Below are 16,412 nucleotides of genomic sequence, written 5' to 3' on the forward strand. Positions count from 1 at the left end.
GAAGTAAGGGAGCAGGGAGCAGGGGGAGCAGGGGGAGCAGGGGGAGCAGGGGGAGATGAGGGAGACAAGGAGAATAACCAATGCCCAATGCCCAATGCCCAATGCCCCATGCCCTATTCCCAATGCCCAATGCCCCATGCCCTATTCCCAATGCCCAATGCCCCATGCCCAATGCCCAATGCCCAATGCCCAATGCCCTATTCCCCATTCGTTCTAAGTCCGTCCAACAAGGCTAGCGACTACTGTAGCTAACTCAGCTGCCTCAATGGGTTTAGGTAAATGTAGCTGATAACCTTCTTGTATAGCTCGCATCCGATCTTCTGCTCTAGCATAAGCTGTCAACGCTGCGGCGGGAATATTTCCCCCTAGTTCTGGGGGTTGCGATCGCAGTTTGCGGATCAAAGAGTAACCATCCTCTTGGGGCATACCGATGTCGCTGACTATAACATCTGGTTTCCACTGTGTAATTACCTGCAATGCTTCTGGAACTGATCCTACTGCCTTAACTTCGGCTTGGCACTGTTCGAGGACTGTGGTGATGAATTCACGGGTATCGGCTTGGTCATCTACAACCACCACACGCACGCCAAGGAGGGAAGGGTGCTTAGAGACGGAGGGGCAAAGGGGCAGAGGGGTAGAGGGATGGAGGGGGGCACTCTTTAGAAGTGGTAGTTTGACTGTAAAAGTTGCTCCTTGTTCTTTACCCGGACTATCTGCGTGGACAGTACCGCCATGTAATTCTACTAAATGACGAACGATCGCTAATCCTAGTCCTAATCCACCATAGGTTCTAGTGCTAGAACTATCAGCTTGACGAAAGCGATCAAAAACGTAAGGAAGAAAGTCAGGACTGATACCAATGCCTGTATCAATCACCTGAATTTGGGCATATTTATTGAAAGCGGCGGGAAACTCTATCCCCTTGTGGGTGTTTGAGGTTGCTCCCGCCGCCGCTTGGGGCATTGGGCATTGGGCAATGGTAGCTTCTTCCCCATGCCCCATGCCCCATTCCCCATGCCCAAAAACTAGTTTTTGATCTGTTTTCTCTGGTTTTTCTGGGCCATTTACCACCGACAATTGCACTTCTACCCGTCCTCCTGTGGGTGTGAATTTGATGGCATTGGATAGCAGATTCCAGATGATTTGCTGTAAGCGCTCGAAATCCCCAGAAACTAGAAATTGAGGATTTTCGGCAAGCTTGCTGTTCTCTAAGCGTTCATTGCTTTGGGATTGGGCTTCTCTTGATTCGAGATTTTCGCCATTGATTCCTAATCCGCAATCTAAATTTGGCGTTTCTTTTGAAGGAATGAGAGAAAATCTCAAATCGATTTCCTTGGATTGGGCGGCTAGACTAACAGTTTCTAGGCTCGACTCAATCATGGAAACCAAATTACAAGTGCGGACATTGAGGCGTAACTTGCCTCTAATCATCCGCGATATATCCAGCAAGTCTTCAATTAGCTGGGTTTGTGCTTTGGCATTGCGCTCAATTGTCTCCGTAGCCCTAGCCATTTGAGTTTCATTAAGCTTGCTGCGTTGCAGTAATTGCGCCCAGCCAAGGATAGCGTTGAGAGGCGATCGCAACTCATGAGACAATATCCCCAGAAACTCATCCTTCATGCGGTTGGCCTCTTGCAACTGCTCAGTTTGTAGTTGCAAAGAAGCAATTAAACTAGCCCGTTCCATTGCGATCGCTATTTGATCGCACACTGCTTGCATCATCCCCTTTTGATTTTCGGTGAAGCTTAACCGAGTGCGGCTGCCAAAAGAAAGAGTACCCAGCAACCGTCCTTGGGCAATCAATGGATAACCATAATAAGCAGTAATGCCTAAAGAACGAAGCAATTCTGTTTTTGGGTCAGTTGATTGCTGGACATTCTCTAGAGCTATTGCACAACACTCCTGGGCTACAGTACCACAAACCGCTTCACCATAAGCCAACGACTCAATTTCCTTTGCCAGTTCTGGGGAAATGCCACTGTAAGATCCCAACCGTATTACCTGAGAGTTATCCTCAACCAAATAGTTAAAGTAAACATCTAAACCAATTTGGTCTGCGAGTTTTCGGTAGACACTATCGATTAGTACTACTGGTTGCTGACTCGATAGTAAATCGTTGGCTGTGTCGAATAGTAGCTTTAGCCTTTTGTAACTTAACGAGAGTGCTTTTTCTGCCTCCTTGAGGTTGCTGATATCTTGGAACACCAAGATACAGGTAGCTGGATGACCGTGCATTGCTGGCAGAGTATCGGCAAATATCAGTAGAGAGCGGACACCAGTGGGAGTATGCCAGTCTACCTCCAAACCATCTAGACGTTCGCCAAGGGCAACCCGCACTCCTGGCATCAGTTCATTGGGGATGCGATCGCCAGCCGCATCCGTATAGTGGTAAACTGTGTGATACTCTGCCGCTGGTACACCTTTGGGAAATTCACCCCCAGCTAATTCGTCAGCAGAGCGATTGGCAAAAGTTACCCGCGCCGTTCCCGGTTCGATAAACAGTAAGGGTCTTGGCATCAGATTCAAAACATCCTCTAGCCATTTGTGCTGATTTAGAAGTATTTCCTCTGCCTGTTTGCGCTCCGTAATATCCAAAAATGCACCGATACATCCTCTGGTTTTACCATCTTCGTCAAACAGGGGTGCAACATACTCCAACAGCTTGACAAGTTTTCCATTTTCATGGATGACATCGATTTCAAAATCCAGAACTTCGACACCATGAGCAGCAGAGTACTGCATCGGGAGTTCCTCTGCTGACAATTCCCTTCCTTCTCGGTAGATTTTAAAGCTTGTCGGTCTTTCGTCACTGGGAGCACTGAGGGAGGCATTTGTACTTGGTGATATCCCCAACTGTTTGGCAAAAGCAGGATTGACTTTGATATTTTGGCATTCTGGATCTTCGGCAATGCCAATTCCAATGGGGATTACATCTAACAAAGTTTGTAACTCAGTAATGCGACGCTGTAGATCCCTATTTAGTTGTAATATTTGTTCCTTAGCCTGTTTTTGCTCGCTGATGTTGCGAGTCACAGTTGCTAGGGCAATTGGCTGACCTGTATTTTTGTCTGTAACAGTGAAGATGTTGTAATCAACTGGTATTGGTTGACCTGTCTGGAGATGCCGGAAGCCGAATTCACCCTGCCAGCGCCCTTGTAATAGCACAGTCGGCAGAATATGCTCTTGAAGATAGGCTTTGTCTTTAGGCATAACGTAATCGAATACTGCTTTTTGCCTCGCCTCGTCAAGACTGGCAAGCCCTACCAGCTTTTGACCTGCATCGTTGATGTAAAGTAATTGACCCTCAAGGGTGGTTATACCAATAAAGTCAGAGCTATTTTCTACCAGCGATACTAATTTTTGTTGCTCTGCTTCTGCTTGCTTGCGATCGCTTAAGTCGAGGATAAATGCTACTGACTCTTCTCGGTTTTCTCCTAGCAGCACGTAACCAACTAAAACCGGGATGCGGCTACCATCCTTGCGAATATATTCTTTCTCGTAGGGCGTACAAGCAGCGTTGGTATTTCCTTGTGCTTCGGCGACACCTTGCTTATCCAAGTATCGATACTCTGGTGCTGTGATATTGCTCCAACTTACCCTACCTGCTAACAAATCCTCGCGCGTGTAACCAATCATCCTCAGATATTCGTCGTTTGCATTGTGGATACCACCGTACACATCGCCAAACAGAATCCCGATGACGTTAGAATCTACGAAACTCCCCAGTTTAGCTTCGTAGGTTCTCACTACTTCTTGGGCAAGATCGCGTTGATGGCTGAGGCGTTCAATAACCGACGCACTTTGCCAAACCAAAATAGTAAAAATTACAATTAGAATAATGGCAAATAGCGACACTGCAAAAGCCGGGCCATACTTTTCTGCCCTTTGACCTTCAACAATTAACCACCCCAATACAAAAGGTACTGCGATCGCGGCAACTAATAAACGACGTGCAAGTAAGCCGCCATAAGTATCACCCGTAACTACCCTCATGAACCCCTGTTCTGCCCGCGCCCATAGAATGCTTATACTTAGTAAAAGGAACAACACTGCTGTGTGTAAGGCCATTGATGTTGTATAAGGGGCAAGTCCATAGAGAACTTGCACCTTGTAGGCATAGCCCATGAGCGCCTGAAAGGAAATTAAAGTAGCTACCAGAGCAAGAATCTGGGCATACCAATAACTGCGGTGGGTTTTTGGATGAATCAAAATCTGTACAGCTACGCTGACCAGGATAAAGTTCAGTGCTGTATTCACCCCCATTCGCCCCGGATGTGATGTCGCTATGCTAGTTGGCGAATCACGGAACACCAGCTCGTCAATACCAAGATTCCAGCCAAACACGTATTGACAGAGTGTGAGGACAGCGATTGTGGTGACAGCTATTGCACAGACTCTGGCAATTAGCAAAGTGAGTCGGTTCAACGAACCCCCTTTGGCATTGCGGGCTGTGGAATTGTGGGGGTAATTTTGAATTATTCTTTCTTTGCTGCTTCTTTTCTCCCCTGCTTTTAAAAATAACCACAGCGACAGACCACAAAGTACAAAACACAGTGCTGTGTTGACTTTCATTGTGGCAGGACTACCGGGAAAGCCGCGCTTAAGAACTTCAATGCCAAGCCACCAGCCAACTAGTACCAAACTGCCAACCAAAATGGGGATTGCACTTGCGACTTTGGCCACAAGTGAATTGGCAGGAATTTTCAAGATATCTTGCAGCCGCAAGCGGTTAATGTTTAACATTGAGTGTTCTCTAACCGCATCTATCTAGCGTAGTAAATTTCAGTATTTCTTACAGGTTAGTCTTTTATAACCTTTGTATTTTAGGCTACCTATTGACTTACTTTTCATCTACCCATATGCATATTTTTTCTTGGACAATTTAGAGTATGGAAATAATGGGGATTGGGGATTGGGAATTGGGGATTGGGCATTGGGAATTGGGCATTGGGAATTGGGCATTGGGAATTGGGCATTGGGGATTGGGAACCCCAACCAAATTTTACTAATTATTCCCTCCTAGTACCCAGTACCCAGTCCCCTATCCCCAGTCCCCATATCAAAATTGCAGAGTATGATGCTGACCATCGTCTTGGAAACGTTGCTCTCCAATACCAACAACTTCTACAATCACTTCACGCGGTGGGGGTGTCCATTCCCCTTCTCTCGCTTCAATTTCCACTATTATTTGACTAATATCAGTAAATACACTTATTTTCATTGATGAAAATTTTGTATTTTGATACTCTTTTGTTTTTCCATCATCTTCAAATAGCTGATATTCATTATTACCAGTCCAAATCCGTAATCGGATCTCGTCGAGTGGGGCTTGATCAACGTATTGTCTGACAGGTTGCATGGGAACGATCGCACCACCACGGACATACAGTGGCATTCTTTCCAGTGGTGCATGGGCAAGAATGTGAATCGGGCCTTCATAGCGATCGCCACTCCACCAATCATACCAAGTGCCAGCGGGTAAGTAGACAGACCGATGCTCAACTCCAGGGCGATAAATTGGTGCAGCCATCAGCGACGCACCTAACAATACTTGATCGTAGAGAGTGTAAGTTTTCGGATCGTTGGGGAAGTGGTACAATAATGGTCTTAAAATCGGTGCGCCTGTTGTTACCGCTTCCCAAAAAAGAGTGTAGATATAAGGAAGTAGTTGATAACGTAAGTTAATGTATTCTCGACAGATATCTTCAACGCGATCGCCAAATACCCAAGGTTCATGACGAGCAGTAGACATTGCCGAGTGGCCGCGCATCAATGGATAAAGCATTCCTACCTGCATCCACCGAGCGAATAATTCAGCTGTGGCGTTACCAGCAAATCCACCAATATCGCAACCCACAAACGCTACACCCGAAAGTCCCATGTTGCAAAGCATCGGCAGAGACATTTCTAAATGCTCCCACAACGATTGGTTATCTCCCATCCACACAGAAGACCAGCGTTGCACACCAGCATAACCCGATCGCGTTAACACAAACGATCGCTCTGAGCTTCGATGCCGTTGCAACCCTTCATAACAAGCTTTAGCCATCATCAACCCATACAAGTTATGCACTTCTGTATGAGTCACATCAATTCTTAATTTTGAATTTTGAATTTTGAATTTTGAATTCTCTCCCCCTCCCCCCTGTGGTGCATCTAGCGGAAACCAAATCTTTTCACCATCATCGCCGAAAGGGCGATCGTTTATGGCAGGTTCATTCATATCATTCCAAATTCCTGCCACCCCAATATCAGTTAGGCTTTTGTGTAAATCAGCCCACCAGTTAGACACATCAGGACGTAAAAAGTCAGGAAAAACAGCTTTCTCAGGCCAAACATAGCCGTGGAACAACGCACCATCAGCTTTACGTACAAAATAGTCCTTTTCTATTCCTTGATCAAAAACATCATAATTTGCTTCTGGTTCATACTTCACACCAGGATCAATGATTGTGACTGTTTTAAAACCATCCTTTGCTAAATCACTAATAAGTTTTGCCGGGTTTGGGAAGCGTTGAGGACTCCAAGTAAACACCCGATAGCCGCGCATATAGTCAATATCTAAGTGAATAACATCGCAGGGAATGCGACGTTGGCGAAATTCCTTTGCTAATTCCCGCACAACGTTTTCTGATTCGTAACTCCAGCGGCATTGATGATAACCTAGCGCCCATTTCGGCGGTAACGGCATTCTCCCAGTTAGCTGAGTGTAAGTCTTCAGGATTTGGGCTGGTTCGGGGCCGTAGATAATGTAATAATCCAATTCACCGCCACGAGTCTCCATTTTCCAAATACCTGGTTGTTCAGCACCGATATCAAACTGACTCCAAAAAGTAGTGTTGAAAAAGATGCCATAGCTTACCTGCGGACGCAAAGCCATAAAAAATGGAATTGCTTGGTACATTTCATCAGTAAGTGCATCATAATCTAAAGCATCCGTTGTCCAGTTAGTTTTTACCTCGCTGAGTTTATCCAGCCAGCCTGTGCGTTCACCAAAGCCATAGAAATGTTCGTCGGCTGCAATTTCCTTCCACCCTGCAACTGCGCCCATCCGCCAACCCATCCCCATATCTGCATCTTGGGCAAAGGGACGATTAGCTTTGTCGAAACAGGCGATGCGACATTTTTCCCGCTGAACGCACACACGAATCTGTGATGTTTCAATTTCTACCGTTGCTTCAGTTTCCTGTACTACAAAAGGCGTTGTCGCCCATTCTGCATCATCTAGCGTCACAGCCCAAGGGCGGCGAGGTATAAATTCCCCGCTTGGTGCGAAACGCACGCGGATTAAATTGGGAGCAAGTACGCTGAGGGTAAGGCGTGAGTTGCCACAGTCAAAATTAATAATATTATTGTCCCAGGTTACAGCTTTTACATTGCTAACTGTTGTCCAAGGTTGATTCGTTGTGGGTAGTTTTCCGAAATATTGCGGCATATCAGTTATTCAGCTGGTTAACACTTGTCCGCATTCATGATTACAGACATACCTAGCTTCAAACTCTTTCTTTCGCTAGAAGTTGGGTGCAAAATTAGCAGATATTCTTGAGCAAAGGTGATTTTCTAATGCACAAGTTTCTGTAGGGGAACTCCAAAAAATAAATTATCCAATTTTTGGAATCACAACGACTTTTCATCCCCCTGCTCCCTGCCCCCCTGCCCTAAAAGCGATGGGATTATTTGGAAGTCCCTAGCTACCATACTCCATACAGCCCATCTCAGAAACTTAATTTTGCTAATTCCCAAACATTAAACCTTATCTAGATGCCGAGAGATATTCTTCACCATTCTTTGTGGCTTTTGCGAGTAAGTCGCGGACTTCTTCATCGGTAGTTTGGGGAAAGTCTTTGTACCAAAGACCAACGCTGTGGAAAGGACTAGGTGTCGAGACGCAAACGATTTCGTCTACCTCAGCTTCCAACTCTTGGCAAGTTTCAGGTGCGGCTACAGGCACAGCAATCACAATCTGAGCCGGTTGCTGCTTTCGTACAGCCACAACAGCAGCCCACATAGTTGCACCTGTGGCTAAACCATCATCTACCAAGATGACTGTGCGTCCCTGTAAGTCTGGAAAGGGGCGATTTCCGCGATAAAGCCGTTCTCGTCGTTCTAACTCCCGTTCTTCTTGGACTGCAACTCTGGCAATTACTTCGTCGGATATCTTCACCAGGCTGATAATATATTCATTAATTATCCGCACACCACCAGATGCGATCGCTCCCATAGCTAGTTCTTCTTGATCAGGTACACCCAATTTACGTACCACCAAAATATCTAAGGGAGCATTTAATACTTTGGCAACTTCAAAAGCAACGGGTACGCCACCCCTGGGTAGACCTAATATCAAGACATCTGGGCGGTTAGCATAAGCCGCTAACTCCCTAGCCAAAACTTGACCCGCAAATCTCCGATCTTTGAATAGCATGGTGTAACATCCCTAATTAGTTTCCAAAAATTTAAATATTTACATAAATATTTATACGTATTTTTCTTTGGCTATCCACCTCAAACAATGGATCAAATTCTAAACTTTTCGTTATGGTCAGATGTTCTGAACTGATCATAGAAAGCTAAATATTCCCTGTCCTCTGACTAACGGAGCGACATCTTCGATCTATAGTTCTATCAAACGAATGAGTTAGCTTTAATGGATAAAGATTTTTGCATCTTTGGCTGACACAATTTCACGAATCCACACTCAATACAATTCGGATAAGGACTTCCAACTAAAAAAATATCCCATCGCTGGGGTAGCTTTGGGAGCAGGGGGAAGACAACAAATATTATTTGAGTAAAAAATCTTGAAATTAGTTTGCTTCCCCAAAGGGGTACACTACAAACCTTGAATTATTCATATCGCTCTACTTATAGCTGTCGTAAAGTGGCTTGTTGAGACGATATGGTAACGCGGTGAACACTGTAAGCGTAGACAACTCGTGTTAGCGCTTAAGCGAATTTATTGCATTAGAATGAGTGTCACCCGTATCCCGACTCTTAAAGCTTGCTACGCGCAGCGGCGACCACAGGAGAAGGATGACGCGGAAAAACCTTATATCTAAGTAGGGGTGCAATTGAAAACTACTATTAATTAAGTTTTCTCCCACTTCCCAATTATTGCTGTTAAACTTTTACTGAGTATTTTTTTAAACTCTATCTTAAGAAATAATTACTTAATTACTGGCTTATGCGAAAATCTATGAGAATACAGTAATAATTCAATTGTTAATTCTCCGCCTGCCCTCTTGTACTTACATTATATTAATACTAGCTTTACATTACCCCTTAATTGTAAATATGAGATAATACACCATATACTTATTCATTATCTAATGCTTAGTATTACAGAGAAAAACTCATCCAAGTTACCCGCATAACACTTTTGAATAAAAATTAATAGGGTAGAATAACGGAATATTGCTCAACTCTTTTTAAAATCAAAAGCAGGATTTTTTAATGATCAGCTTAAGTAATTCGGAAAACAGTACAGTTAGCAGTATTGCGGCCACTAAGAGGCTGGCAAGGGCAATGATGGTTTCTGGTGGAGAGTTTTCACTGTTACTAGCATGTTGTAATTGTGTTCAAAGGCAGCAGCAAGTGCTGAACTTGTTAACAGAATTTTCATCAACAGATATCCACGAAATTTTGCTCTCACCTGCGGCTGACAAACTTTACACAGCTATTACAACTGAAATTGGTGCAACTCAACCCGAAGCTTTGATGGTAAGGGGTTTAGAATCTGTAGTGGCAATTAACCAACTAATCATCAGCACCAATATCATGCGAGATGAGTTTCGGAAACAGTTTCGGTTTCCCTTGGTGTTATGGGTCAATGATGAAATTCTGTGCAAGCTAGTCTGGCTAGCACCCGATTTCAAAGACTGGGCAGCTAGTACTATTAGATTTGATGTACCTAACAATCAGTTAGTTGAATCTGAACAACAAGCCATCAGCGCCTAATATTTCCTGAGATTATTTTTAAAATATTGTATATCTTAAATTGAGCCGAGCAAAACCTCAGCTAAAGTTCTTTCGTATTCTCTTATAAAATTACTTTTATTGAGTGGTCATTTGTCATTTGTCATTTGTCATTGGTGAATACTCTGTCCCTTGTGGGCGGAAAAACTTTGTCTTTCATCTGACTAATTCAAACCATGTTAAAGAGTGGACGTGGTTTCTATTGGACTATAGCGCTTCTGTCACTCTCCGAAAACTTTTGCCATTTCTGAATTCTAGAGTTTTTGTATAGCCTGCGATGTCTACGACGGGCTACGCCTACGCGCGATTATTTTCTAATAACAAATACAAGACCGATTTTTTTCTAATAGTATAGCTTGTATTGATTGCCTATCTTGCCTTGTTTAACTGCTGATTGCGACCAGAGAATTGAAAACCTGACTTTTCACGTCATCTGGAAAACCTCTCTCTAAATCTCTCTCCTACAAGGAGAGAGACTTTGAATTTTCCCCCTTCCCGTGTCGGGAAGGGGGCTAGGTCTTTCATGGGCTTTTCCACATGACGTGAAAAGTCAGAATTGAAAACTACCGTCCAGTAACTTCGCTGAGTGCTTCACGAATTATCTCATCACTCATACCATGCCGTTTTAGGCTGGCAATCAATGTAGAAACAGTATCACCCTCAAGTCGCTCAAGATCAGCTCGGAGTCCTTGTGCGATGTAAGCGCGAACTAATGGCTGATAACCAGAAAAACCTAACAATGGTGCTACTCGTTTCAAATCCTCAATGACATCTTCAGCAATGCGAATTGTAATTGTTATCATTGGATGATTTTTATCGAGTTGCTTTTTTTATATTTCAGCTTTCATAGTATTTACTTCAAGAAGCACGTCGAATTGTCCAAAAACTAGAGTTAAGGGGCGATTTCGATTGTGTGGTCAAAGCTATGCAGTGATAGCAGAGTGATTTTATAAGCTCTAGGACATTCTAGTATTATTTATCTTTGTCCCAATAATTGATTGCTCTTTATCTTTGATCAAAAATTTAGAACTATTAATTCTAATAACTTCATAACTTTCTGGCATAAATATAGAACCTAAAGTAGCTATCATATCTGCAAGAGAAATCTTAAAAGCTAGTGGTATCTTTAAATTAAAAACGGATTTGGGCATAGTTTTAACATTTAAATGCAATTTTTTTTGAGTTACGTACCATACACCAGTAAATTTATTACCTGTTATCAGTTCTTTAGGTTTAGAGAAAAGAAGCATTTGAACTCTGTTTTGCTCATAAGTCATATCATCTTTAAATTCAATAGTTATTTTTTCGGAATACGTATCAAAACGCCATTTTCCCAAAAGTAAAATTTCTATTTCTACATCAGAATGCTTACTATTACTCATGTTTCTCCTCAAGTTAGCTTTAGCTCTAGTTTTTCCTATTATTAACAAATGTGTGATTAACACATGGGAAAGTTTCGCTACAACTTTTTGCACGAGAAAAAAATAAGTGCATCTGCCAAACTAACCAAGACTTTACCCGCCAAGCTCCCATTGAAAGGTGTTCTGTAGATGATTTTGCGGATAAGTCAAAGCTATCTTGGTCATAGTGTAACCATTTGGCTGGTAAGTGTCCCATCGGTGTCATCGGAGACAATTTAAAAGTTAATTGCTCATAGTCTAGCCAGTTTCCCTCTTTTCGCCAACCAAGGCGATCGCCGAGCCTCTTCTCTGTTTCATAGTCTACTTGACCACCCATTTCGCTCCAGATAGTTTGCTGAATACTGAAGCCGAAATAACCATAACTATATTGTTCCCAAAGTTGATCAATGGTGTGGAGTTCTTGACAAGAAAAGTTATCAATATCTTCCTTGTAAACTTCATTCCAATAATTCTTATTCATGACTTTTAGCATTAGCTTAGTGGTTTCAATGTCAGCTTCTTTCCACTTATGCTGCGCGAGTAGATCCTGCAATTGGGTATAATCAATATCTTGATTGCTGGAAAATTCTTTTGTCAACCTAACATTGTTATTAGTCAGTCCCATCAATCCTGTTTCTTCAACAGTAGATAGAGGTGCTGTAGAGACAAAATTTACTTCTGCTCTTTGATCAGTGAGTTGCTTAGATATATAGTTTGATATTAAATCAATACCCTTGTCTAAAAAGACGCCATTTTCGCTCAAATCAAAATTATGGATTTGCCAATCTAGTAATTGAGATTGAATAAAAGCATCTTTTAATCTAGTTTTTTTATCATAACTTGTCACCATAAAATCGAGGAAAGTTTCAGAAATTGCCTCGTTTTCTTTAAGATTAAATAAATTGGATTGATTCTTTAAAATACTATCACCTAGATTTTTAATATCTCCGACAGTTGTATAGAAATATTCATCTACTTTTACGACTTCATCTATTAAAGATTGAAAGGGACTAAAGTAATCTTGTAAAGAATTTTCAAAATTAATTGCAGTATGGGCAATTTTTGCTATATCTTGACGAACCTTATAGGCTTTTCTTTGATATTCGTAAATTTCTTGATGTACTTCTAAATCTTTAACTATTTGCCGAACAATCTCTTTTTGATTTTTAGTATCTTCTGCAAGGTTTTTAATTCCTTCACCAAGCAATCGAATTTTTTCTAACATTAAAAAATAAGCATTGCTCAACAGTAAAACTGCTTTAAAGTTTTCTTGCTTCTCCCATCTTAAGCCATCAAGAATTTTCGGATTTTTCTCATTTTTTAGTTCTAGTTTTCTTCTTTCCTCTTCTAAATTTTTTATTTCCAAATACTTATGTTTAAATAATGTTTTTAAATCGTCTGTAAGAGTTAGTAAAAAATTATGATAACTATCCTGATAAGTTTCTAGAAAATCAATAATATGACTGTAGTCCTTAATAAATAATTGGATTTCATCAAACATTTCTCCCTGGCTAATTTCTTCTTTTCGTTTAATTATCCCACCAAGCTTATGATGATATCGTACACCTTCTTTAATTAATCTTTGACGTTCTCTAATTTTTTTCTGAACTGTTTTTACACCGTTATTCTTGAGAACTGGTAATTGATAGCTTCGTTCATAAATTGAAATAGCTTCGTAAGTAATTAGTTGTCTTTGCTGTTTAGTTAACATAACCTTGATTTGCAAAAGTATGAATATTCGTTAATCTCTTACCCATTTCAACACCTCCGGGTGTTTCTCATAGCGGTAGGTAAAGCCATCCTTAGTAGCAACGGACTTTCCAAAGTTAGGGGGTGTTTTCAAACCTCTCCTAAGCACCCCAGTATTAGAAAATCCCCCTTTTTTGACTTGTGTGTATACCGTAGGCTTTTTCAGAGGGAATTAATGACAATTTGTTTTGCTTTTTGCAGTCGATAATCCTGTACACTCACAAGTTTCCAACTCGAATCTTGTGATAGTTCCAAAACCCATTGATGATAATTAAACAAACTTTCTCGATGTCCAACACTGATAAATGTTGTTTTTGTCTCTTGTAACTGTTGATATAAACTCTCTTCATTATTCAAATCTAAAGCACTCGTTGCTTCATCTAATATAGTGAATCTAGGATGAGTAACTAGCAATCGTGCAAATGCAAGGCGTTGTTGTTCTCCCAGCGATAATATGTTCTCCCAAGGAACTTCAGTATCAAAGCTATCCACTCGACTCAACAAGTTTTGCAGGTTGACTTGTTGTAAAACTTCTTTGAGTTCTGCGTCGCTCATTTGACGATTTGTATTAGGATATAATAACTGTTCGCGCAAAGTTCCCAAAATTATATAAGGACGCTGGGGCAAAAACAATACTTCTTCTAGGGAAGGTCTTACCAGACGACCAGTCCCAGCATTCCACAAACCAGCGATCGCTCGCAACAGAGAACTTTTCCCTCGACCACTAGGCCCAACAATCAATAAACCTTCACCTGCTTTCACAGAAAGTGATAAGTCTTCGACGATTACCTGCTCATAATTTGGCGTTTGTAAAGTGACATTCTCAAAAGCGAGATGGTTTTCTTCTATTGTTTTGATAGTACTTACATTCTCTGGTTCTTTGGTAACAAATTCTAACGCATCTGAAAACTCAGCTAACCGCTCAACGTAACTCGAAAATCTTCCAGAAGTTCCAAATTCATTGATTAATTCTGCTAGAGCAATAGCAAACAGATTACAAGCTAAACTGGCTTGGCCGACTTGTCCAAAATCAATCTCATCTCTAATCTGTAAAGGGCCGAGCACTATAAATGGAAATATTTGGATGACAGCCTGATATCCTCTGCTAAAAATATCTTTATTTCTCTCCCAATTAATTTTGCGTTTCGTACTTTTGACAATATTACTAAATCTTCGCTTAATTATATTTTTCTCTTGGTTTTCTCCCCGAAAAAAAGCTATTGATTCAGCATGATTACGAACATGAGTCAGAGCATAATTGTAATCAGCTTTAAATTCGAGTTCCTCTTGACTAATCTTATTCAATTCTTGAGTTAAGTAAACAGCAATTACATTACCTACAATCGTATAAGCAACCAAACAAATTGCCACAAATTGAGAAATTGACCAGACAATTATTAAAAAAGTGATCATTTCCAGCACTTTTTCTAATAAAGTAGCTGAAAAACTGAGAGCGCTTCTGGGAATGGGTTCGATTTCTTGTGCTAGACGTTGATCTGGGTTATCAATATCAGATTTAAAGTTAATTTTATAATAAGCACGATTGCTAAAATATTTTGATAAAATCTGATTATTTAGCCATTCGTACCAATCAAGAGCAATTTGTTTTCTGACAAATTTAGAAATTCCTACCAAGAGTGTTACACAGATCAGGGCAGCGCCATAAACCAATAACATATCAACAAATTTACTAAAATCTTTCTCTTCAACGATCGCATCGACTAAATAGCGGCTAACGAAGCTATTAAAGGCAGTTACAGCCACAAGCGCGATGATTAATAATATCAGAACAAAGAGCATTCCCCATGCACGAATCACGTCTGAGAATGCCCTTCCCCATGCCTCTGTGGGATACCAGTAAGGCCCTGCGATCGCTTTAACATCCTCCCAAAATTGAGTAAAAGCTGAAGGAGGATTCATTATGGGTTTATTAAGAATGGTTTTGGCTTGCATGTTGTAAAAATAAGTTGAGGCTCTTGATGCTGACTGAATAAATTTGGTATTTTACTCTATTGACTGAACAAGGAAAAAGTAAAAATTTAAAAGGCAAATAAATATTGAATTAATCTTTTTTTACTTAGCTACTACATGACAATATAGATTATTTAAACACCCCATTTTGCCATAATTCCAATATCTCTTTGGCTGTAAAATAGCGTTCTTGATCCACGGAAAGAGATTTAATCACTGAGCGCATTTTTTCATATTGCTTCATTGGTTGAGGATTTTGCAGTTGCTTTTCAAATAGATATTGAAAATTACTTACTCCACTCCATTTGCCGAAGAGAACCTCTATAGTGTTGTAAGGTAAAGCAGCATAGCTTTGAGGATCGCAAAACAAAGAATTTACATGGATACCTGATTCGTGGCGTTGAGCGGTTTGAGAGTAAGGTGCTGCTGGACGAACTCCCAATTGCTCGATGTAATCAGTCACCGCGTCGATAGCATCATAGTTAATCCCCTTCACTTCAATGCCGAAGCGGACTCGCAACCCATTTAAAACCTGCTCAATAGCAACATTTCCGGCTCGTTCCCCAATCCCGCAAAAAGTACCCGATACTAAAGTCGCTCCAGCTATGACGGATTGGAGAGTATTTTCGAGAGCCAAGCCCATATCATTGTGGTAGTGTACCCCGAAAGCAACCGCAGTTGTACGTTGCAGCAGGTCGTTAATCCAGACATAGCTCTTTTCTGGACTGAGGACTCCGACTGTATCACAAAGCAAAAAGTGTTCAATATAAGGGCCAAAAGAGCGGATACATTGCACTAAAAAGTCAAAATCAGTTCTTGAGGCATCCTCCGCGGCGAAGTCTACAGTGAGTCCAGCAACCGTAGTGGCATAGCGCAAATTTTCAACAATTACATCAATAGCATTTTGGCGAATTCTATTGATAACGTTAACGGGGACATCATCATCAATAGTTTTTCCTTTAAACTCCTTCATCAGACGGATCTGAGGATCTCGTAGAAACAGGAGTCGATCAGAAAGACCATGAAAAAGGATAATGCGCTTAACACCACAATCTTTTGCTTGATCAATATATTTCTTTTCCATTAAGGTAGCGGCAGTAATTAATCTATTTAATCCCTCTGATACTAATGTTTTAGTCAGTTCAGATTCTTGCTCACATACACAGGGCATAACATCGAGTCCATCGACTCCGGTTTTAGCAATTAGATGGGCGAGTTTTTGTTTAGTTGGGTAAGAGAAAAAAATGCCTGCTTGTTGTTCTCCATCCCGCAGGGTTTCATCGTAAATTTTGATAGGAAGTGTTTTCATTAGACCTCTCG

At 41.3% G+C, this 16,412-nt stretch carries 11 protein-coding genes; 3 read left to right on the forward strand and 8 right to left on the reverse strand.

Annotation, left to right across the window (positions count from 1 at the left end; all coding sequences use genetic code 11):
• The first annotated feature begins 80 nt into the window (after positions 1-80).
• Complete coding sequence (locus tag HUN01_RS12090) at positions 81-236, forward strand: hypothetical protein (protein ID WP_181931476.1); 156 nt, start codon at positions 81-83, stop codon at positions 234-236.
• Here HUN01_RS12090 and HUN01_RS12095 read toward each other — a convergent pair.
• Positions 214-4,743: a PAS domain S-box protein gene (locus tag HUN01_RS12095; protein ID WP_181931477.1), complete on the reverse strand. Its 4,530-nt coding sequence runs from the start codon at positions 4,741-4,743 to the stop codon at positions 214-216. The two genes, HUN01_RS12090 and HUN01_RS12095, sit on opposite strands and share 23 nt — an antisense overlap.
• Positions 4,744-4,873: 130 nt before the next feature.
• Here HUN01_RS12095 and HUN01_RS12100 point away from each other — a divergent pair, with 130 nt between their 5' ends.
• Positions 4,874-5,023, forward strand: a complete 150-nt coding sequence (locus HUN01_RS12100; RefSeq protein WP_181931478.1) for a hypothetical protein — start codon at positions 4,874-4,876, stop codon at positions 5,021-5,023.
• Between the two features lie 36 nt (positions 5,024-5,059).
• Here HUN01_RS12100 and HUN01_RS12105 read toward each other — a convergent pair whose 3' ends face one another.
• On the reverse strand, positions 5,060-7,435 hold the full coding sequence (locus HUN01_RS12105; protein ID WP_181931479.1) for a glycoside hydrolase family 31 protein: 2,376 nt from the start codon (positions 7,433-7,435) through the stop codon (positions 5,060-5,062).
• A gap of 318 nt (positions 7,436-7,753) precedes the next feature.
• Complete coding sequence (locus HUN01_RS12110; RefSeq protein WP_181931480.1) at positions 7,754-8,422, reverse strand: phosphoribosyltransferase; 669 nt, start codon at positions 8,420-8,422, stop codon at positions 7,754-7,756.
• 1,028 nt (positions 8,423-9,450) lie between these two features.
• On the opposite strand from HUN01_RS12110, the gene HUN01_RS12115 reads away from it, so the two are divergent.
• Positions 9,451-9,954 carry a hypothetical protein gene (locus HUN01_RS12115; protein WP_181931481.1) on the forward strand — a complete coding sequence of 168 codons (504 nt, stop codon included), beginning with the start codon at positions 9,451-9,453 and terminating at the stop codon, positions 9,952-9,954.
• Positions 9,955-10,535: 581 nt separating this feature from the next.
• Here HUN01_RS12115 and HUN01_RS12120 read toward each other — a convergent pair.
• From HUN01_RS12120 to HUN01_RS12140, 5 genes are all read right to left on the reverse strand, one after another.
• Positions 10,536-10,775: a hypothetical protein gene (locus tag HUN01_RS12120; protein ID WP_238846205.1), complete on the reverse strand. Its 240-nt coding sequence runs from the start codon at positions 10,773-10,775 to the stop codon at positions 10,536-10,538.
• A gap of 153 nt (positions 10,776-10,928) precedes the next feature.
• Positions 10,929-11,354, reverse strand: coding sequence for a hypothetical protein (locus HUN01_RS12125; RefSeq protein WP_181931482.1), 426 nt, complete (start codon positions 11,352-11,354; stop codon positions 10,929-10,931).
• A 25-nt stretch (positions 11,355-11,379) separates the two neighbouring features.
• Positions 11,380-13,083, reverse strand: a complete 1,704-nt coding sequence (locus HUN01_RS12130; RefSeq protein WP_181931483.1) for a GUN4 domain-containing protein — start codon at positions 13,081-13,083, stop codon at positions 11,380-11,382.
• Between the two features lie 200 nt (positions 13,084-13,283).
• Positions 13,284-15,074, reverse strand: a complete 1,791-nt coding sequence (locus tag HUN01_RS12135) for an ABC transporter ATP-binding protein/permease (RefSeq protein WP_181931484.1) — start codon at positions 15,072-15,074, stop codon at positions 13,284-13,286.
• A 148-nt stretch (positions 15,075-15,222) separates the two neighbouring features.
• Complete coding sequence (locus HUN01_RS12140; RefSeq protein WP_181931485.1) at positions 15,223-16,401, reverse strand: 2-isopropylmalate synthase; 1,179 nt, start codon at positions 16,399-16,401, stop codon at positions 15,223-15,225.
• Positions 16,402-16,412: the final 11 nt, after the last annotated feature.

The organism is Nostoc edaphicum CCNP1411 (assembly GCF_014023275.1).
GTDB classification, from domain to species: domain Bacteria; phylum Cyanobacteriota; class Cyanobacteriia; order Cyanobacteriales; family Nostocaceae; genus Nostoc; species Nostoc edaphicum_A.